Below are 21,081 nucleotides of genomic sequence, written 5' to 3'. Positions count from 1 at the left end.
ATCGCGCTGTCATGGGCTCGCGCGGGATGCCGCGAAGAAAACGGTAAAAATTCTTCCGCGCGATTCGTCATCCCAAATGAAGCCGCAATTCCTGCGGCGCTGCGTATTGGCCGAGCCAGATCCGAAGGACTTCATGTTCATGACGCGTTTCCCGACTGCATTGCATCTCCGTATCCTGGCGCTCGCGCGTCTTTGTCCCGAAGCGCCCGCGCTGACGTTCGGTTCGAATGCCGAAGCAAGTCTCTCGCGCGGCGAACTCGATGCCCGCGCTGCACGGCTTGCCGCGCGTCTCCTTGCAGCGGGCGTGACGACGGAGGTGCGCGTCGGCGTGTGCGTCGAGCGTTCGTGCGACCTGTTCGTCGCGTTGCTCGCCGTGATGAAGGCGGGCGGCGTCTTCGTGCCGCTCGATCCGCGTCATCCGGCCGCGCGTCTCGACTGGATCGCGAAGGACGCAGGCCTCGTGCACGGTATCGTCGATGCATCCGCCGATGCCACGCTGCGCGCGCGCTTCGCGCAGTGCTTAACGGTGCCGGACGATGCCGACGCATCCGCGCTGCCGCTCGCGCAACAGGACGTTCATCCGCGCGCCGCGGCTTACATGATCTACACGTCGGGTTCGACGGGCACGCCGAAGGCGGTGGTCGTCGAGCATGGTCCGCTTGCCGCGCATTGCGATGCGCTCGCTGCCGCGCTGCCGATCCGGCCGGACGATTGCCTGCTGCATTTCGCGTCGGTCAACTTCGACGCGGCGCACGAATGCTGGCTCGCGCCGCTCGCGATGGGCGCGCGGATTGTCGTGAGCGAGGCGCCGCCCTTTGCGCCCGACGCCGCGCGCGCCTTGATCGAACGCGAGCACGTGAGCGTCGCGGCGTTCCCGCCGGCGTATCTGCGCGAGTTCGCGACGGTGGCCGAGCGGCTCGGCGTGCCCGCGTCGCTGCGGGTGCTGGCGTTCGGCGGCGAAGCGCTGTCGCGCGAAGCGTTCGCGAACGTGCGCCGCGCGTTCCCGGCGGTGCGTCTCGTGAACGGCTACGGGCCGACCGAGGCCGTCATTTCGCCGATGCTGTGGTCGGTCGAACCGGGCGTGACGCCCGATCTCGCCGATGACGACGCCTACGCCGCGCTGCCCATCGGACAGCCGATCGGCCCGCGCGTGGTCCGGCTCGACACGACGCAGCGGCACGCCGGCGAAGGCGAACTGCTGCTCGGCGGCGCCTGCATCGCGCGCGGCTATCACGGCCGCGCCGCGCTGACGGCCGAGCGCTTCGTGCCCGATGCGTCGGGCGAGCCGGGCGCGCGCATCTATCGCACGGGCGATCTCGCGCGCGCCCGCGCCGACGGCGCATTCGATTATCTCGGCCGACTCGACGACCAGGTGCAGATTCGCGGCGTGCGCGTCGAGCCGGCGGAGATCGCGGCGTGCTTGCGTGCGCATCCCGCGGTGCGGGATGCCGCCGTGCTCGCCGAATCGTCCGGTGGCCGCACGCAACTCATCGCGTGCATCGCGGCCGATGCGTGGGACGAAGCGGCGTTGAAGACCTATCTCGCCGCGCGTTTGCCCGACGCGTGGCAGCCGCATCGATTCGTGCGGCTCGACCGCCTGCCGTACACGCTGAACGGCAAGCTCGACCGCGACGCGCTGAAGACGCAAGCGTCACAGGCTGCGTCAGCGTGCGCCGCGAACTACGTGCCGCCGCAAACCGACACCGAGCGCCGCCTCGCGCAATGCTGGCAGCGCATCCTGAACGAACCGGCGCCGCCCGGCCGCGCGGATCGCTTCTTCGAACGCGGCGGCGATTCGCTCGCGGCGATGCAGTTGCAGGCGGCGATCCGCATCGAATGGCGCTTGAACCTGCGGCTCGACGCCCTGTTCGACGACCCGTCGATGGCCGATCTCGCCGCGCTGATCGATCGCAGCGACAAGGAAGAAGCGTCGCTCCGGATCGCATCGTCCGCGACGCCGCGCGACGCTGCGGATTTCGTCGATCGTCCCGCGTCGTTTGCGCAGCAGCGCTTCTGGGTGCTCGCGCAGACCCGCGACGCGGGCGCGGCGTATCACATCGCCGGACACTGGGACATTCGCGGCGCGCTCGATGCCGACGCGCTGCAACGCGCGCTCGACTGCGTGATCGAGCGGCATGAAGCATGGCGCACGACGCTCGTCGAAAGCGACGAGGGCGTCGTCGTGCAGCGCATTCATTCGCGCTTGCCGGTGAAAATCGCATTCGCCGATCGGCGCAATCGGCACGCGAACGAACTCGCCGCCGAACACGCGAGCGCGCCCTTCGACTTGTCGACAGGACCGCTGCTGCGCGCGATGCTCGTCGCCCTCGCGGACGATTCGCATCGTCTGATGCTCACCGCGCATCACGCGATCACCGACGGTTACAGCTCGCGACTCGTCTTCGAGGAACTCACCGCGGCGTACACGGCGTGCGTGGCGGGACGAGAACCGGGACGCGCACCGTCGCTGCCCGCGCTGCCAATCCAGTACGCCGACTACGCGCAATGGCAACGCGAACTCGTCGCGGGCGAGGAAGGCGAGCGCCAGCTCGCGTACTGGCGCGAGGCGCTTCGCGCCGCGCCCGACGCGCTCGCGCTGCCCGGCGACCGCGTGCGTCCGGACGCGCGCGATCATCGCGGGGGACGCGTCTCGCTGCGCCTTTCCGCCGACACGTCGGCGGCCGTTCGCGACCTCGCGCGGCGCGCCCATGCGTCGCCGTTCACCGTGCTGCTTGCCGCCTTCGACGCGTGGCTTTATCGCCTGACGGGCGCAAACGATTTCGCTGTCGCGGTGCCGGTTGCGCATCGTCAGCGGCCCGAGACCGCGCCGCTCATCGGCCTCTTTTTGAACACGCTGGCGTTGCGCGCGCGGATCGCGCCGCGCGAGCCGTTTGCCGCGCTCGTCGATGCGGTGCGCGCCACGTCGCTCGACGCGTTCGCGCATCAGGACGTGCCGTTCGATCAGGTGCTCGACGCGGTGAAACCGCCCGTCCGGCGCGGCGACGAATGGCTGCGGGTCAAATTCGCGCAGCAGTTCGACGCCGAATTGAAGGCGGCGTTACCGGGCGCGTCGGCGGTCGCGACGCCGGGTCCCGATCTCGCCGCGCGCTTCGATTTCGCGCTCGATTTCACCGACGATCCGCGCGGCATCGAACTCGTCGCGGCCCATGCGCTCGACTGCATCGACAAGCCGACCGCCGAAGCGTGGCTGGCGAGCTTCGCGACGCTCATCGCCGATGCCGTGCGCGATCCGCAGCGCCCGGTCGCGCTACTCGATTGCGCCGATGCAAGCGCGTACCGCGAAGCCCGGCAGGGCCGCGCGCTGCCGCTCGCGGCGCACGACGTGCTCGCGCTCTTCGCGCAGCACGCAGCCGCGACGCCGCACAAGATCGCGCTCGCCGACGCCACCACGCAATTCACGTTCGCCGAACTCGACGACGCCTCGAACCGCGTCGCGCTGGCGCTCATCCAGCGCGGCGCGCGGGCCGAAGCGGCGGCGGTCGTGTGCATCGAGCGGTCGGCGCGTTTCGTCGTCGCGTTGCTCGGCGTGCTGAAGTCCGGCGCCTGCGCGGTGCCGCTCGATCCCGCGATGCCGTCCGCGCGCCTCGTTGCCGCCGTCAAAGCGTGCGGCGCGCGCTGGGCGCTGGTCGCGCGCGACAGCGCTCCGGCCGCGCTGGGCGACGCGCAGGTGCTGGATGTCGATTTGCTCGCCGACGACGCGTCGCTCGCGAATGCCGCCGCGCGCCGCGTGCCGATGTCGCCCGAACAATGCGCGTATGTCATCTTCACGTCCGGTTCGACGGGCACGCCGAAGGGCGTCGCGGTCTCGCATCGCGCGCTCGCCGATTACGTGCAGGGCCTGCTCGACGAACTCGCGTTCGCGCCCGGCGCGTCGATGGCGATGGTCTCCACCGTCGCCGCCGATCTCGGTCACACGACGCTCTTCGGCGCGCTTTGCTCGGGGCGCACGCTGCATCTGCTGCCCGCGCATTGCGCGTTCGATCCCGACCAGTTCGCCGCCGAGATGCGTGCACGCGAAATCGGCGTGCTGAAGATCGTGCCGAGTCACCTTCATGCGCTGCTGGAAGCCCAGCATCCCGCCGACGTGCTGCCTTCGCACGCGCTCGTGACGGGCGGCGAACTGCTGCCGTGGACGCTCGTCGATCGTGTCGCGGCGCTGAAGCCCGGCTGCCGCGTCATCAATCACTACGGTCCGACCGAGGCCACCGTCGGCGCGCTGACCTGCGATACGTCCGATATGTCCACGCTCGCGCATGAGGAACGCGGCGCGCACGGCGTGCCGCTCGGACGTCCGTTGCCCAATGCCTGCGCGCTGGTGCTCGACGCGAACGGCGCGTGCGTGCCGCCGGGCGGCATCGGCGAATTGTGCCTGGGCGGTCCGGGCGTCGCGCGCGGTTACGTCGGACGCCCGGCGGCGACGGCGGAGCGCTTCGTGCCGCATCCGTTCGCCCACGGCGAGCGGCTCTATCGAACGGGCGACCGCGTGCGCCTCCTCGCCGACCGGCGCATCGCGTTTCTCGGCCGGCTCGACGATCAGGTCAAGATTCGCGGCTATCGCGTCGAACCGGGCGAAGTGAGCGCGGCACTCTGCGCGATCGACGGCGTCGCGCAGGCCGAAACGCTCGCGCTCGAACAGGACGACGGCCGCCTGCATCTCGCCTCGTTCGTGACGCTGAAGGCGCAAGGCCAGAACGATGCGTCGTTGCGCGAAGCGCTCGCTGCGCGTCTGCCGGATTACATGGTGCCGGCCGTGCTCGTCACGCTGGATGCGCTGCCCGTGACGGCCAACGGCAAGATCGACCGCGCCGCGCTGCGCGCGATGGCGGCGGCGCCCGCGTCCGTTCAGTCGTCCGGCGATGCGCCGCGCGGCGCGTCCGAGGAAGCGATCGCGGTGGTCTGGAAGGACGTGCTGAAGGCAGAGCAGGTCGGTCGCGACGAGAACTTCTTCGAACTCGGCGGCGATTCGATTCTCGTGCTTCAGGTGATCGCGCGGTTGCGCAAGCGCGGTCTGCGCTTCACGCCGAAGCAGCTTTTCGACGGACCGACCATCGCGCAACTCGCGCGCGTCGCCACGTCGACGGATGCGGCGGCGCCGCGCGCGCCCGCCGTATGGAAAGCGGTGGAAACGGCGACGCTCACGCCGGCGCAACTGCGCTTCTTCGCGCTCGACATGCCGAAGCGCGGCCACTGGAACCAGTCGATCGAATTCGATACGGCGGCGCCGTTCGACCTCGACGCCTTCGCGCGCGCGTTCGACGCGCTCCTCACGCATCACGACATCTTTAGTCAGCGCTTCGAATTCAGCGATACGTGGCGCGTCGTGCAGGCGCAAAAGCCGTTCGAGACGCTGCCGCTGACGGCCGTCAGCGCACGCGACGAAGCCGACGCGCTCGCGCAGTTCGACGCCTTGCAGCGCGCGCTCGACATCACGCGCGGCCCGCTCGTCTGCGCGCTGGCGGCGGCGCTGCCGGACGGACGCACGAAGCTGTATCTCGCGATTCATCATCTGATCATGGATGGCGTGTCGTGGCGCGTGCTGCTCGACGATCTCGACAGCGCTTACCGCGCCGCCTGCGAGCGACGTTCCGTGCGTCTCCCGCCAACGGGCACCCGCGTACAGGACTGGGCCGCGCGGCTCGCCCGCGCGGCGCGCGATCCGCAGTCGCCGTTTGCGCACGAATCGTCCTATTGGACGACGCTCGCAGAAGGCGACGACCTCCCGCTCGACCATCCGCAAGCGCCTGCGACCAACGCCGACGCCGCCGTCGTAGAACAGACGCTCGACGCCGGTCTCACGCGCGCCGCGCTCAGCGAAGCGAACGCGGCGTACCGGACGCAGACGGTCGAATTGCTGATCGCGGCGCTCGCGCATGCGCTCGGCGCGCAGGCGGGGCGCGGCGCGTGCCGTCTCGAACTCGAAGGGCACGGCCGCGAAGCGCTCTTCGACGAGCTCGACGCGAGCCGCACGCCCGGCTGGCTCACGAGCCACTTTCCGGTGGCGCTGCCCGTCGAGGCGTCGCCTGCCGGCACGCTCGCGGCGGTCAAGGACGCGTTGCGCGCGGTGCCGCACAAGGGCCTCGGCTTCGGCGTGCTGCGTCACTACGGCGACGACGCGACGCGCGCCGCGCTGTCCCGCATGACGCGTCCGCGCGTGACGTTCAACTACCTCGGCCAGTTCGATGCACCGCGCGACGCCGCGCTTGTGCCGCGCTTTGGCGGAGCGGGCTGCGAGCGCGACCCTGAAGGCCCGCTCGGCAACGCGCTCGCGATTCACGCCTATCTCGACGCCGATGGCCCGCGCACGCTGAAGCTGCATTGGGTCTATGCCGCGACGCAGTTCGACCGCGCGACGATCGAAGCGCTGGCCGCGCGCTTCGCGAAGGCGCTCGGCGACATCGCGGCGGCGTGCGCCGCGCGTCTCGCGAAGACTGGCGCCGGCGCCACGCCCGGCGACTATCCGCTCGCCCGCCAGGCCGGTCTGACGCAGGCCGCGCTGGAGCGCGTGCCGCTCGACCTGCGCGTCATCGACGACATTTATCCTCTCTCGCCGATGCAGCAGGGCATCCTGTTTCATTCGCTCTTCGCGCCGGAGCAGTCCACGTATGTGAACCAGCTTGTGACGACGCTCGTCGCGCCGGACGTCGAGCGTCTGCGCGCCGCGTTCGATGCCGCCGTGCCGCGCCACGACATCCTGCGTACCGGCTTCACGCCTGACGAAGACGCGCCGATGCAGATCGTCCACCGGCAGGCGCGCATGCCGTTCGACGTGCTCGACTGGCGCGGCCATCAAGCCGATCTTCCGGCAGCGCTCGACACGTGGCTCGCCGCCGACCGCGCGCAGGGCTTCGACCTTGCCGCGCCGCCGCTGATGCGCGTCACGCTGATCCGCGTGACGGACGACGAATGGCGTCTCGTCTGGACGCGGCATCATTTGCTGCTCGACGGCTGGAGCACGGCGCGGCTGTTCGCCGAGGTGCTGCGCGACTACATCGAGCCGCCGCGCGTGCAGCCGTTCGCGTTGCCCGCGAAGACGCGCTATCGCGACTTCATCGCGTGGCTGGCCGCGCGCGATAGCGACGCCGACGAGGCGTTCTGGCTCGGACGCCTCGCGCGCCTCGACGAACCGACGCGCGTCGCGCAACGCGACGCGGATGCGCCGCAAGCGCAGAACCGCACCTGGCGCGCGACCATCGACGCCGCGACGCTCGCCCGCGTGACCGACACCGCCCGCCGTCTGCGCGTGACGGTCAACACGCTGGTGCAGGGCGCATGGGCGCTCGCGCTGCAACGCACGACGCATCGGCTGTCGGTTGCGTTCGGCGCGACGGTGGCGGGCCGCCCGGATTCGCTCCCCGACGCGGATGCCGTGCTCGGGCTTTTCATCAATACGCTGCCGGTCATCACGGCGCCGCTGCCGCAGCGCGCGGCGAGCGCGTGGCTGCGCGAGTTGCAGAGCGACAACGCCGCCGCGGCCGAGCACGCGCATACGCCGCTCGCGGAAATCCAGCGCTGGGCGGGGCAGGGCGGCGGCGCGCTGTTCGACACGCTCGTCGTCTTCGAAAACTATCCGGTCGACGAAGCGTGGGCGGGCCGCGACGAGCGCGCGCTGAAGATGCGCGACTTGCGCAACATCGAAGCGACCGACTTCGCGCTGACGCTCGTGATCGAGGCCGGCAACGCGATGACGATCGACTACGCCTACGACGCCATGCGTATCGACGAAACGCGCGTGGCCGCGCTGCATCGCGCGCTGGCGGCGTGTCTCGATGCGTTCGTGGCGAACCCCGACGCGCCGCTCGGCACGATCTCCATCGCGACCGCTGATACCGAGCGCTACAACGCGACCGCGCGCGCGTGGCCCGCCGCGCAGCAAGCCGCGCTGCATCGACAGTTCGAACAAGCCGCGCGAGCCACGCCGCAAGCGGTCGCACTCGAATTCATCGACGCTACCGGCGCCGTGCAGCAGATGCGCTACGCCGAACTCGATGCGCACGCGGACCGCGTCGCGGCCGCGCTCGTCGCGCTCGGCGTGAAGCCGGACACGGCGGTGGCGCTCTGCGTCGAGCGCTCGTTCGAGATGGTCGTCGCGCTCTTCGGTGTGTTGAAGGCGGGCGCGGCCTATCTGCCGATCGATCCGGATTATCCGGCGGAGCGGATCGCCTACCTGCTCGGCGACGCAAAGCCCGCCGTCGTCTTGACAGAGCCGCATGTGCGCCCGCGCGTGGAAGCGGCGACGCCCCGCGAAGACGTGCGCGTCTTCAATATCGACGACCTGATGCGAAGCGGCGCGACGCTCGACGCGCCCATCGAAGTGAACGCGCAGCAGCTCGCCTACCTGATCTACACGTCCGGTTCGACCGGCAAGCCGAAAGGCGCGGGCAACACGCACGGCGCGCTGGCGAATCGCATCGCGTGGATGCAGGACGCGTACCGGCTGACGAACGACGACGTCGTGCTGCACAAGACGCCGTTCGGCTTCGACGTCTCGGTGTGGGAGTTCGTCTGGCCGCTCGCGACGGGCGCGAAGCTCGCCATCGCGGCGCCGGGCGATCACCGCGACCCGGCGCGTCTCGTCGCTGTCATCGAGGCGCAGCGCGTGACCACGCTGCATTTCGTGCCGTCGATGCTGGCGGCGTTCGTCGCGCATCTCGACGAGTTCGGCGCCGCCGCGCGCTGCGCGAGCATCGAGCGGATCGTCGCGAGCGGCGAGGCGCTCGCGCCCGAACTGGCCGCGCGCGTCGCCAACGTGCTGCCGAACGCGCGCCTGTACAACCTGTACGGCCCGACCGAAGCGGCCATCGACGTGTCGCATTGGACCTGCGACGGGAGCGATGCCGACGCGGCCTCGGTGCCCATCGGCCATCCGATCGCGAATCTCCAGCTTCACGTGCTCGATGCGGCGCTGCATCCGTTGCCGCCGGGCGCGACCGGCGAGCTGTATCTCGGCGGCGCGGGACTCGCGCGCGGTTATCTCGGCCGCGCTGCGCTGACCGCCGAGCGCTTCGTGCCGGACCCGTTCGTGCCGGGCGCGCGTCTCTATCGCACGGGCGATCTGGCGCGCCGGCGCAGCGACGGCGCGCTCGACTATCTCGGCCGGATCGACACGCAAGTGAAGCTGCGCGGCCAGCGCATCGAGCCGGGCGAAATCGAAGCGTTGCTGCTCGCTGCCGAAGGCGTTCACGACGCGGTCGTGATCGTGCGCGACGAGCAACTGATCGGCTACGTCGCGCGCGGTGCGCACGGCGCGCTCGACGTTCCGGCGCTCTTCGCCGCGCTGCGTGTGCAATTGCCTGCGTACATGGTGCCCGCGCAACTGGTCGAGCTGGACGCGCTGCCCGTCACGCCGAACGGCAAGTGCGATCGCCATGCGTTGCCCGCGCCGTCGCGCGAAGCGAAGGCGGTCGATGCGCCGCGCACGCCCACCGAACGCGAACTCGCCGCGATCTGGCAGCGCGTGCTGCGCGTCGAAACGGTGAGCCGCGACGACGATTTCTTCGCGCTCGGCGGCCATTCGCTGCTCGCCACGCAGGCGAACGCGCAGGCGAACCTGCTCTGGTCGCTGATGCTGCCGCTGCGCGCGCTCTTCGACGAACGCACGCTCGAACGCTGCGCTGCGGCCATCGACCGCGCGCTGGCGGAACGCGGCGGCAAGAGCACGCAAGACACCGCGAGTGCGATCGACGCGCTGCTCGGCGAACTGGAAATGAAATAGGACAGACGATGACGACTGCAAGCCCCGACCTGCTGACGCTCGCGACGCGTTTCGCGCAGTTGCCCGAGCCGCAGCGCAAGGTGTTCCTGACGAGGCTCGGCGAAGCGGGCATCGACTTTCGCCTGTTGCCGATTCCGCCGCGCGCCGAGCGCGCCGCGAGCGTGCCGGCTTCGTTCGCGCAGACGCGCCTGTGGCTGCACGCGCGCATGATCGACGAGCCGGCGGCGTATCACATCACCGAGCGGATGCGGCTGAGCGGCGCGCTCGACGCCCACGCGCTGCGCGCGTCGTGCGATGCGCTGATCGCGCGTCACGAGGCGCTGCGCACGACGTTCGGGGAAGGCGCCGACGGCGTGCTGCAAACGGTCCACGCGCCGATGCGCTGTCCGTGGCACGCCGTGGATGTGAGCCCGTTGCCGGCGTCCGGGCGTGAGGCGCGCGCCAGCGCACTCGCACTCACCGACGAAGCGCGGCCCTTCGACCTCGCGCACGCGCCGCTGATGCGCGCGCACCTGATTCGCCTCGACGCCACGACGCACTGGCTCTCGCTCACGACGCATCACATCGTCTCGGACGGCTGGTCCGCCGACATCGCGCTGGCGGAACTGGCGTCGTTCTATCGCGCGTACGCGAAGGGCGAGGCCGTTTCGCTCGCGCCGCTGCCGATCCAGTACGCCGACTACGCGCTCTGGCAGCGCCGCTGGCTCGACGCGGGCGAGCGCGACCGCCAGCTCGAATTCTGGCGCGCGCAACTCGACCCGGCCCGCGACGTGCTGATGCTGCCCGGCGCCGCGCCGCGTTCCGCGCAGCGCAGCGCACGCGGCGCGCGCCACGTCTTCACGCTCGATGCCGCGATCGCCGCACGCGTGCGGGCGTTCGCCAATGCGCGACGCGCGACGCCGTTCGCCGTCTTGCTCGCCGCGCTCAATGCGCTGCTCGCGCGCGCATCGGGCGAATCGCCTATCCAGATCGGCGTGCCGTCCGCGAACCGGGAGCGCGGCGAGACGGCGGGCCTGATCGGCTTCTTCGTCAACACGCTGACGCTCGCGACGCGCGTCGACTCGAACGCGCCGTTCGCGGCGCTGGTCGACGCGGCCCAGCAGACGCTCATCGACGCGCAATCGCATCAGGACGTGCCGTTCGAGCAGGTCGTCGAGGCGCTCGGCGTCGTGCGCAGCGCGAGCCATCATCCGCTGTTTCAGGTGATGGCCGCGTTCGGCGCGCGGCGCGCGCTGCCGTCGTTTGCCGATGTCCGCGCGACCGAACTGCCGTCCGGCACGCCGTTCGCGAAGTCCGATCTCACCGCGAATTTCGAGGAGCGCGCGGACGGCTCGATCGACGCGGCCTTGATCTACGCGCTCGATCTCTTCGACGCCGACGCCGTCGCGCGGCTCGCGAAGCGCTTTGTCGAACTGCTGGGGAATGCGCTCGATGCGCCCGAGGCGCTCGTCGGCGATCTGCAATGGCTGCCGCACGACGAACGCGCGCAGCTCGATGCGTGGAACCGCAACGCGCCCGCCGACGTGCCGGCGTTCGTGCCGGTGCACGAGCGCATCGCGCGGCACGCGCGGGCGCGGCCGGAGGCGCGTGGCGTCGCGGATAGCGACCGCTCGCTCACGCGCGGCGAAGTCGATGCGCGCGCGACGCGCATCGCGCAGCGTCTCGTCGAGGCGGGCGTGAGCGCCGAAATGCGCGTCGGCGTGGCGCTCGGACGCTCGGTCGATCTGCTCGTCGGGTTGATTGCCGCGCTGAAGTCGGGCGGCGCGTTCGTGCCGCTCGATCCGAGCCATCCGCGCGAACGCCTCGCTCAGATTCTCGACGACGCCGGCATCGTCCATATCGTCACCGAGCGCGCGAGCCTCGCTTCGCTGCCCGTGCCCGACAACGCGCGCGTCTGGCTCATCGACGACGATGCCACGTCCGCCGTCGATCTCCCCGCCGTCGCGCCGACGCAGGCCGCGTATGTCATCTACACGTCGGGTTCGACGGGCAAGCCGAAGGGCGTGATCGTCGATCATGGCTCGTTCGCGCTGCATTGCGCCGCGATCGCCGAGCGCTATGGCGCGACCGAAAACGACGTGTTCTTGCTGTTCCAGTCGGTCAATTTCGACGGCGCACACGAAGGCTGGTTCTCGCAGTACATCTCGGGCGCGGCGGTCGCGATCACCGCCGACACGCTCTGGCCGCCCGCGCTGACCTGCCGCCTGATCGCGCGCGAGGGCGTGACGATGACCTACGTCCCGCCCGGCTGCGCGACGCAACTCGCCGAATGGGCGCTCGCGCACGGCGCGCCGCCGACGCTGCGCTCGCTCACCGTGGGCGGCGAAGCGACCTCGCGCGAAGCGTTCGCGCTGATGCGCCGCGCGTTCCCGAAGGCACGCATCGTCAACGGCTACGGGCCGACCGAGACCGTCATCACGCCGATGCTGTGGATGTTCCATCCCGGCGACGATCCCGCGAAACTCGCCGACAGCGCCTATCTGCCGATCGGCACGCTGGTCGGCGCGCGCACGGCGCATGTGCTCGACGCGCGGCTCAATCCGCTGCCCGTCGGCGTGACGGGCGAGCTGTATCTGGGCGGCGAGGGCGTCGGCGTTGCGCGCGGCTATCTCGACCGGCCCGCCATGACCGCCGAGCGCTTCGTGCCCGATCCATACGGCGTGCCGGGCGCGCGTCTGTATCGCACCGGCGACCTCGTCAGGCGGCGCGCGGACGGCGTGTTCGACTTCATCGGACGCGTCGATCATCAGGTGAAGCTGCGCGGGCTGCGCATCGAACTCGGCGAGATCGAGGCGCAACTGGCCGCGCACGACGACGTGCGCGAAGCCGTCGCCGTCGTGCATGGCAAGGGCGCGCAGGCGGCGCTCGTCGCGTATGTGGAGTTGACCGACGCGGCGGGCGAGCGCGCGAAAAGCGGCAACGCAGCCGATGCCGCCGAACTCGACGCGCATCTGCGTCGCACGCTGCCCGACTACATGGTGCCCGCGCATATCGTCGTGCTCGACGCGCTGCCGCGTAACGCGAACAGCAAAGTCGACCGCGCGGCGCTGCCGGCGCCCGCGCGTCGCGAGCGCGTGTACGAAGCGCCCGCGCCCGGCGTGGAAGCGGCGCTCGCCACAATCTGGCGCGATGTGCTCGATATCGGCCGCGTCGGCCGCGCGGATCATTTCTTCGAACTCGGCGGACATTCGCTCGCGGCCGTGCGGGTGGCTACGCGCGTCGCGGAAGAACTCGGGCGCGACGTGCCCGTGCGCACGCTGTTCGAGGCGCCGGTGCTGGCGCTTTACGCGCAGCGCGTGGCGCGCTCGCAGGCGAGCGAAATCGCGCCGGATGCCGTGGTGCCCATGTTCCTGCCCGACGCGCAAGGCGTCCTGCCGCTCTCCGCCGCGCAACTCGGCTTGTGGTTCCTCTGGCGCGCGCAGCCGGAGAGCGCCGCGTACAACATTCCGGTCGCGTTGCGGCTGCGCGGTCCGCTCGCCGCCGATGCGCTGCGCGAGGCGCTCGCGCACGCCGCCGCGCGTCATCCGGCGCTGCGAACGCGCTTCGTCCAGCGCGCCGGATCGTTGCCGGGCCAGCGCATCGCGCCGGTCGCGCTGTTCGAACTGCCGGTCGTCAACTTGTCTCCCGAGCGCGACGAGGCCGCACGTCTCGCGCACGCGACGAAACTCACCGACGACGACGCCCTCGCCCCGTTCGATCTCGGCGCCGCGAGGCCGCTCTGGCGCGCGCGCCTGATCCGCCTCGCCGACGACGATCACGTGCTGTCGCTCGTCGTGCATCACATCGTGTCGGACGGGCATTCGATCGACCTCTGGCTCGACGATATTCGCGCGACCTACGTTGCGCTGGCATCCGGCGCCGCGCTGGCAAAACCGACGCCGCCCGCCGACCTTCCGGTGCTGCCCGCGACGGCGCCGCCCGCGCGGCTCGCATTCTGGCGCGCGGCGCTCGCGGACCTGCCCGCGACCGCGTTGCCCGCACCGGTGACCGGTCGCGATGCGAAGCCCCGATGGTCCGCGAGCCGCATCGCGTTCGAATTCGACGACGCGCTCGTGCGCCGCGCCCGCGCGATCTCGCTCGCCGCGCACGCGACGCTGCCGATGCTTCTGCATGCCGCGCTCAACCTCGCGCTCTACCGGACGACGGGCGCGGACGACCAGCCCATCGGCGTGCTCGCCTCGACGCGCGAACTGACGGGCGACGCCGCGCGCCATGCGTTCGGGCTCTTCATTAACGCGGTCGTCGTGCGCACGCGAATCGCGCGCGAGGATTCGCCCGCGGCGATCCTCCACGCCGTGCGCGACGCGGCGCTCGCCGCCTACGCGCACGCGGACGTGCCGTTTGCCGATGTCGTCGCGGCGCTCGGCGCGCCGCGCGCCGGCAGCGGCAATCCGCTCTTCCAGGTGATGTTCAACTATCTGCGCCCGACAGGCGCTGCCGGTCGCAACTGGGCCGGCCTCGCGCTCGACGAGTTCAACGACGTGCGGCATCGCGTGGTGTTCGAACTGGAACTCGACATCGTCGAGCATCCGGACGGGCGCGTGACAGGCGCGTTCTCGTATGCGAACGAACGGGTCGACAGCGCATTCGCCGAGGCGCTGGCCGAGCGTTATCTGCGGGCCGTCGCGCAGTTCGTCGATGCGCCGCATGAAGCGCTCGGAGCGGCCGAGGCGCGCTTCGTCGCGACACCGGACGAGCCAGCGCCGCTTCCCGAAAAAGCGGACGAAGCCGAAGAAGCCGACGCCGTGCGGTTGGCCGAAGCTCTCGCGGCGCTCTGGTGCGATCTCTTCGAGGACACAAACCCGTCCCTTCACGACGACCTGTTCGAAGCAGGCGCCACGTCGTTCGACGTCGTGCGCTTCGTCGACGCGGCGCACAAGGCGGGCTTCGCCATCGCGATCGACGATGTCTTCGCGGCGCCGCATTTCGTCGGCCTCGGCAGGCGGCTCGCCCATCGGAAGCTCGCGGACGGGACGCGCGACGTGCCGGCCGTCAACCAATAACTCCTGAGACACCTGACAGAGATCTGAGACATGAAGAGAGAAACAGTATTCGATCTGATCGGCATCGGCTTCGGGCCGTCGAATCTATCGCTTGCCGTGCGTCTTGCCGAAGAGGCGGGGACGGCGAACCTCGCGCATTGCTTCGTCGAGCGGCAGGCGGAGTTCGGCTGGCATCGCGGCATGTTGCTCGACGATTGCCGGATGCAGATTTCCTTCCTGAAGGACCTCGTCACGCAGCGCGATCCGACCAGCCGCTTCACGTTCATCAACTACCTGTTCGAGCGCGGCCGCCTGAACGAATTCGTGAACCTGAAGAATTTCTATCCGACCCGCGTCGAGTTTCACGACTACCTGAACTGGGTCGCGGATGCGTTCGAGGAGTGCGTCCACTACAGCCAGACCGTCACCGCGATCGAGCCGATCTTGGAAGCGGGCGCGAGCGGCGAGATCGCCGCGTTGCGCGTGCTGTCGCAAGACGGCGAGGGACGCGAGTGGCAACGCGTGACACGCGCGCTGTCGGTCGGCATCGGCGGCGCGGCGCGGGTGCCGGAGGCGTTCGCGGCGCTCGGGCCGCATAACGTGATTCATTCGTCGGGCTATCTGAATTCGATCGAGCGTGTCGTCGGCAAGCCGGACGGCGGCACGAAGCGCGTCGCCGTGATCGGTGCGGGTCAGAGCGCGGTGGAAGTGTTCTCCGATCTCGCGCGCCGCTTTACTCACGTCGATGCGAGCCTCGTCATCCGGTCGGGCGCGCTCAAGCCCGCCGACGACACGCCGTTCGTCAACGAAATCTTCAGCCCGGCCTATACCGACGTCGTGTATTCGCAGTCGGAGGACGCCCGGCGCGCGCTGATCGAACGGTTCCGCGATACGAATTACGCGGTCGTCGACCGTCCGCTGATTGAGCAGATTTACGAAATGCTGTACCTGCAGACGGTCACCGACGACGCGCGGCATCGTTTGCTGGCGAACACGGCTATCGAAGGCGCCGTGCGCACGGCGAACGGCCAGATCGAACTGACGATGCACGATCGGCTGACCGGCCACGCGCGCGCCGAACGCTTCGATGCGCTCGTGCTCGCGACAGGCTACCGGCGCGACACGCACCTCGCCCTGCTCGAAGGTCTCGCGCCGCATCTCGGCGACGCGCTTGCCACGCCGAGCGTCGGCCGCGACTACCGGCTCGCGACGCCCGCGCACTTCAAGCCGCGCATCTATCTGCAAGGCTGCTGCGAGGACAGCCACGGACTGTCGGACACGTTGCTCTCGGTGCTCGCGATGCGCTCGGACGAGATTGTCGCGTCGCTCGCGCAACGGGCGGCGGACCGGCACGCCGGCGGCCAGCCGGCGGATACGAAAAAGAATGGGGTGAGCGGCGGCCGCGTGGCTTTCGCTCTTTGATTTCGTTGATCAGTTAGCGGCCGCTGGCCGCAATGCAGCCTGGAGAGAAAAATAATGATGTGGGGAAAAGGGATGCGCCGGACCGCGAGCGCGGCGGCGGCGGGCGTGGCGTTCTGTGCTGCCGCCATGAATCACGCGCTGGCGCAGGAAACATCGCAAACGACGACGCAAGAAGGAACGCAAGAAGGACCACAGGCCACGCTGCCCGCGGTCAGGGTCAGCGCGGCCGCCGAGGGCGACGGCACGGTCGGTCTCGTTGCGCGCCGCAGCCGCACTGGCACGAAAACCGATACGCCGATCGACGAAATTCCGCAGACGATCAACGTCGTCACTTCGGCGCAGATCGAGCAAACCGGCGCGACGAGCATCAACGAAGCGCTGCGCTACATTCCGGGCTTCTCGTCGTATGGCGCGGACGTGCGCTCCGACTGGTACTCGGCGCTGCGCGGCTTCACGCCGACCGTGTTCGTCGACGGCCTGCAAGTGCCCAATACGCTCAATCTGTCGAGCTGGCGCGTCGATCCGTACATGATCGACAGCATCACGATCCTGCGCGGACCCACGTCCGTGCTGTACGGCCAGGGCGATCCGGGCGCGATCGTCGACGTGCAGAGCAAGCTCGCGAACGGCGAGCGCATCCGCGAAGTCGGCATGCAGCTCGGCAACTACGCGCGAAAGCAGGTGCAGTTCGATATCGGCGACACGATCGACGAAGACGGCACGCTGTCGTATCGCGTGCTCGCGGTCGGTCGCGACGGCAATTCGCTCACCGGGCCGCACGCGGAGCAGCGTTTTTCGATCGCACCCTCGGTGCGTTGGCAGCCGAATGCGAGCACGTCGCTGACGGTGGCCGCGAGTTACTTGCAGGACTGGGGCGACGCGTCGAACAACTTCCTGCCCGCCGAAGGCACCGTGCTGCCCAATCCGAACGGCCGGATCTCCGAGAACCTGTACACCGGCGACCCGACCTATTCGTACTATCGCAAGAAGGAGTGGTCGGTCGGCTATCAGTTCGAGCACAAGTTCGATCCGGTCTGGACGTTCCGCCAGAACACGCGCTGGATGCATCTCTCGCTCGACAACGGCGCGGTCTGGGGCGGCGGCCTCGATCCGAGCGATCCGACCCAGCAGACGCTCGCGCGCTATGCCGGGCTCTTCCAGCCGAACTACAGCCGCTTCGACATCGACAACCAGGCGCAGGCGCGCTTCGGCACCGGGCCCATCGAGCACACGGTCCTGCTCGGCTTCGAGTACAACCGCCAGAATTCGACCGACAGCGAATGGCTCGCGCAGGGACCGAGCCTCAACATGTACAACCCGGTCTATACGCCGGTTTCGACTGCGATCTTCAGCGGCCCGGACTCGTTCGGCCAGACCAACACGCGCTCGACGCTCGATTCCTTCGGCCTCTACGCGCAGGACCAGATCAAGTGGAACCGCTGGATGCTGACGATCGGCGCCCGCGAGGACTGGACCGATACGAAGCAGGATGACGTCGTCGGCGGCACGCAGCAGAAGCAGAACGACAGCGCGTTCACCGGGCGCGTAGGACTGACCTATCTGGGCGACTACGGTCTCTCGCCTTACATCAGCTATTCGACGTCGTTCAATCCGATCATCGGCGTGAAGATGGCCGGCGGCGGCCTGCCTGCGCCGACCAAAGGTCGGCAGGTCGAGGCGGGCCTGCGCTGGCAGCCGGCGGGCAAGAACCTGATGCTCAACGCGGCCATCTACCAGATCAACCAGACGAACGTCCTCACGCCCGATCCCACCGACCCGACCAACACGTTCTCCGTGCAGACCGGGGAAGTGCGCTCGCGCGGCATCGAACTGAGCGCGGTCGGCAACGTGACGCGCAACTTCTCGGTGATCGCCGCCTACGTGTATCAGGACGTGAAGAACATCCGCGCGAACGACGTCACGCTCGACAAGTGGCCGGTCTCGATTCCGCTGCCGCGCCAGATGGCGTCGCTCTGGGCCGACTGGACCTGGCACGCGGGTCCGCTCGAAGGCCTGGGATTCGGCGCGGGCATCCGCTATCAGAGCGGCCTCGCCGGTGCCGCCGACAACTCGCTCTACGTGCCGAGCTACACGGCGTACGACGCGGCCGTTCACTACGACATGCGTCACTGGCGCTTCGCGGTGAACGCTTCGAATATTTTCGATCGCACATTCGTGACCGGCTGCCAGTCGACGTCGGCGTGCTTCTACGGCAATCCGCGCACCGTGATCGCCACCGCCCGCTACAACTGGTGACACGCTCACCCCACGCACCTTCATCCATGACGAAGATAAAACTGGTCTACATGCTGTCCTTGCGCAACGCCGCCGCCGATCGGGCGGGACAGGACATCGAATACAAGGGCGGCCTGCGCTACATGAAGTCGCCGCTCGAATTCCTCGTCGAGCAGCTCAACGAGACGGAACTCGGCGACGCCTATTCGCTGGAAGGCGTGATCTACGACGACGACGAAGGATCGTCCACGGACCGCGCGAAGCTCGGCGAATACGGTTTCGCTTGCCAGCCGGGCAAGCCGTGGATTCATCCGCCGCATCTCGCGGTAGAGGGCCGGCCGGTGACGAGTCTGCTGCACGCGATTCCTTCGACATATCGGCGGTTGCCGCTGGATTCGTCCGAGCGCCCGGCCCAAAAGAGCGCGTTCGAGCGGCGCCTGCTCGCCAGGCTGGCCGCGCTCGACGCGGATTTCGTCGTGCTCGACGGCCTGCTCGTGATTCTCGACGAACTGGTGCGGCCGGGTGCGCCGTTTCATCGGCGGATCGCGAATATCCATCCGGGCGTGACGCGGCTCGGTTCGCGCTACGAACGGCGCGGCGCCTACGCGACGCTCGATGCGCTTCATGGCGCGCACGGCCGCAAGGTCGTCGACTGGACGACCGGCGAGACGCGTCCGGTGCCGCCCGTCGACCGGACGGGCGCGTCGTTCCACTACGTCGACAACGGTATCGATTCGGGCGAAGTCATTTTCGATGTGCTGGCAACGCCCATCGACGTGAACGACACGATTCTCGAACTGCGCTGGAACAATTTCCAGCAAAGCCTTTTTCCCGCGCTGCAAGGCGGGCTCGCCACGATGGCCGAGAGCTTCGCGAAAGCGTCGATCTGAGGATCGCGCCTTCCACCTCCCAGTCACACGCCGGAGACATGACGATGAACATTCGCTTCGATCCCGAGATGACGGCGGCTTGCGCCGTCATCGAACCGCCCGATCGCACGCTTGCCGCATGGCGGCCGGATTTCGCGCCCGATGCGCTCCTGCCCGCGCTCGCCGAGCTGTTTTGCGGCGAGACGGACCGCCAGCGTGCGACGCTCGCGATGCCGCTCGCGAGCGCCGACGCTCAGGCCATCGACGCATTCGTCGCGCGCGCGAAGGCTGAAGGCGTGATTGATCAGGCGGCGCAGCAAGACGGCCAACTGCTCGTCACGACTTCGCGCAAGACGTTCTGGCAACTGCCGCGCCCGTGGCTCAGGGCGCGTGCGTCGGGCGACACGCCGCTGCATTACACCGAGACGAACGGACGGCGACATCCCGTGCGGCCGTGCAACGCCGAAGGCACGATCTACGAGCGCCTTTTCCCGCAGATCGGGATGACATTCAGCTTGCGCACCGCCGATCCTGAGGCGGACGCCGACGTCTTCAGCGAGTGGCAGAACCTGGATCGCGTCGCGTACTTCTGGGACCAGAAGGGCACGCGCGCCGAGCACAAGGCGTATCTGGCCGAGCGCCGCGACGATCCGCACATGCATCCGATGATCGGTTATTTCGACGGTAAACCCTTCGGTTATTTCGAATTCTATTGGGCTAAGGAAGACCGTCTCGGCCCGTTCTATGACGCGGGCGATTTCGATCGCGGCCTGCATCTTTTGATCGGCGATCCGCAATTCCAGAGCGCCGGCAAGCTCAGGGCGTGGTGGAGCGGCGTGCTGCACTACATGTTCGTCGACGATCCGCGCACGGAGCGGCTCGTCGGCGAACCGCGCGTCGATCATGTGCGGCACATCGCGTACATGCATCGCATGGGGTTTTATACGCTCAAGGAATTCGACTTTCCGCACAAGCGCGCGGCGCTTACCGTGATCGAGCGCGAGAAGTTCTTCAACGACTTCAGGTTCTGATGCGTCAGGCCGACCACGCGAGCGCAGCCGCATAACCCGGCGGAGCGGCAAGCGTGGCGGTTTGCAGGGAGGCGTCGCCGATGGCGATGCCTTCGCGCGGCGCGCCTAGCGTCGAAACGTGCTGCATGCCCTCTGTAAGCCCGACGCCGTGGGCCTTCAAAACTGCTTCCTTCGTTACCCACATCTCATAGAACGCGGCGTTCTGCGCGGCGCGTTCTAGCTGCTCGATATGCGCGCGTTCGCTGGGACTGAGCGCGATGTCCGCGACGGTGCGCCAGTCGAAATGAATGGCGCATTGTTCGATGTCCACGCCGACCCGCCTTCCCGATGCCAGCGCGATCAGGCCATGCGCGCCCGAGTGCGAAACGTTGAAATCGACGGCCGGTTCGTGCGCGCTTGGGCTTGCCTGCCCTAGCGCCGGGCGACGGTTCCGGCCTTCGACGATCGCCACGTCGGCTGCGCTCAGGCCCGTCACGTCGGCCAGGATTTCGCGCAATGCCGCGCGGACGGTGGCAAAACGCAAGGCATCCTCACGTCGATGAAACGACCGCGCGCGCGAACGTTCGCTGTCCGAGAGAGAGGGGAAAGTTGAATCGTCGAATGGAGCGTCGAGCGCGATGTCGATGCGCCACAAGGAAAGGTCCGCAGGACAGCCTGACGGCAGGGGCAAGGACGGGAACGAAGTCATCGAATGCGTTTTCGGACGTCGCGAAACCGCGAGCGATCATGTTGCTTTCCTAATCGCGGATGGTTTCGACTTCGTGGAGTTGTCACTTCAAAGGCGCGTCGCGCTTGCTTGCGAGTGAATG

General features: G+C 68.8%; 7 protein-coding genes. 6 read left to right on the top strand and 1 reads right to left on the bottom strand.

Features of this window, described 5'->3' with window-relative positions:
* Positions 1-139 precede the first annotated feature (139 nt).
* From AWB66_RS10115 to AWB66_RS10090, 6 genes are read left to right on the top strand one after another with little or no spacing between them, the layout of a single operon-like run.
* On the top strand, positions 140-9,733 hold the full coding sequence (locus AWB66_RS10115) for a non-ribosomal peptide synthetase (protein WP_087630267.1): 9,594 nt from the start codon (positions 140-142) through the stop codon (positions 9,731-9,733).
* 8 nt (positions 9,734-9,741) lie between these two features.
* Positions 9,742-14,736 (top strand): non-ribosomal peptide synthetase, encoded by a 4,995-nt coding sequence (locus tag AWB66_RS10110; RefSeq protein ID WP_087630154.1) that lies wholly within the window; start codon positions 9,742-9,744, stop codon positions 14,734-14,736.
* Between the two features lie 30 nt (positions 14,737-14,766).
* Entirely contained in the window at positions 14,767-16,137 is a 1,371-nt protein-coding gene (locus tag AWB66_RS10105; protein WP_087630153.1) for a lysine N(6)-hydroxylase/L-ornithine N(5)-oxygenase family protein, read from the top strand.
* Positions 16,138-16,191: 54 nt separating this feature from the next.
* A complete protein-coding gene (locus tag AWB66_RS10100; RefSeq protein WP_087630152.1) occupies positions 16,192-18,393 on the top strand; it encodes a TonB-dependent siderophore receptor in 2,202 nt (733 codons plus the stop codon).
* A gap of 26 nt (positions 18,394-18,419) precedes the next feature.
* Complete coding sequence (locus AWB66_RS10095) at positions 18,420-19,262, top strand: formyl transferase (protein WP_087630151.1); 843 nt, start codon at positions 18,420-18,422, stop codon at positions 19,260-19,262.
* A gap of 44 nt (positions 19,263-19,306) precedes the next feature.
* A complete protein-coding gene (locus AWB66_RS10090) occupies positions 19,307-20,272 on the top strand; it encodes a GNAT family N-acetyltransferase (RefSeq protein ID WP_087630266.1) in 966 nt (321 codons plus the stop codon).
* A 4-nt stretch (positions 20,273-20,276) separates the two neighbouring features.
* Here AWB66_RS10090 and AWB66_RS10085 read toward each other — a convergent pair whose 3' ends face one another.
* Complete coding sequence (locus tag AWB66_RS10085; RefSeq protein ID WP_087630150.1) at positions 20,277-20,960, bottom strand: 4'-phosphopantetheinyl transferase family protein; 684 nt, start codon at positions 20,958-20,960, stop codon at positions 20,277-20,279.
* Positions 20,961-21,081: the final 121 nt, after the last annotated feature.

The sequence above is a fragment of the Caballeronia telluris genome, assembly GCF_001544495.1.
In the GTDB taxonomy this organism is placed as follows: domain Bacteria; phylum Pseudomonadota; class Gammaproteobacteria; order Burkholderiales; family Burkholderiaceae; genus Caballeronia; species Caballeronia telluris.
Note: the sequence above shows the minus strand (reverse complement) of the source record. Positions and strands in the feature narration are given on the sequence as shown.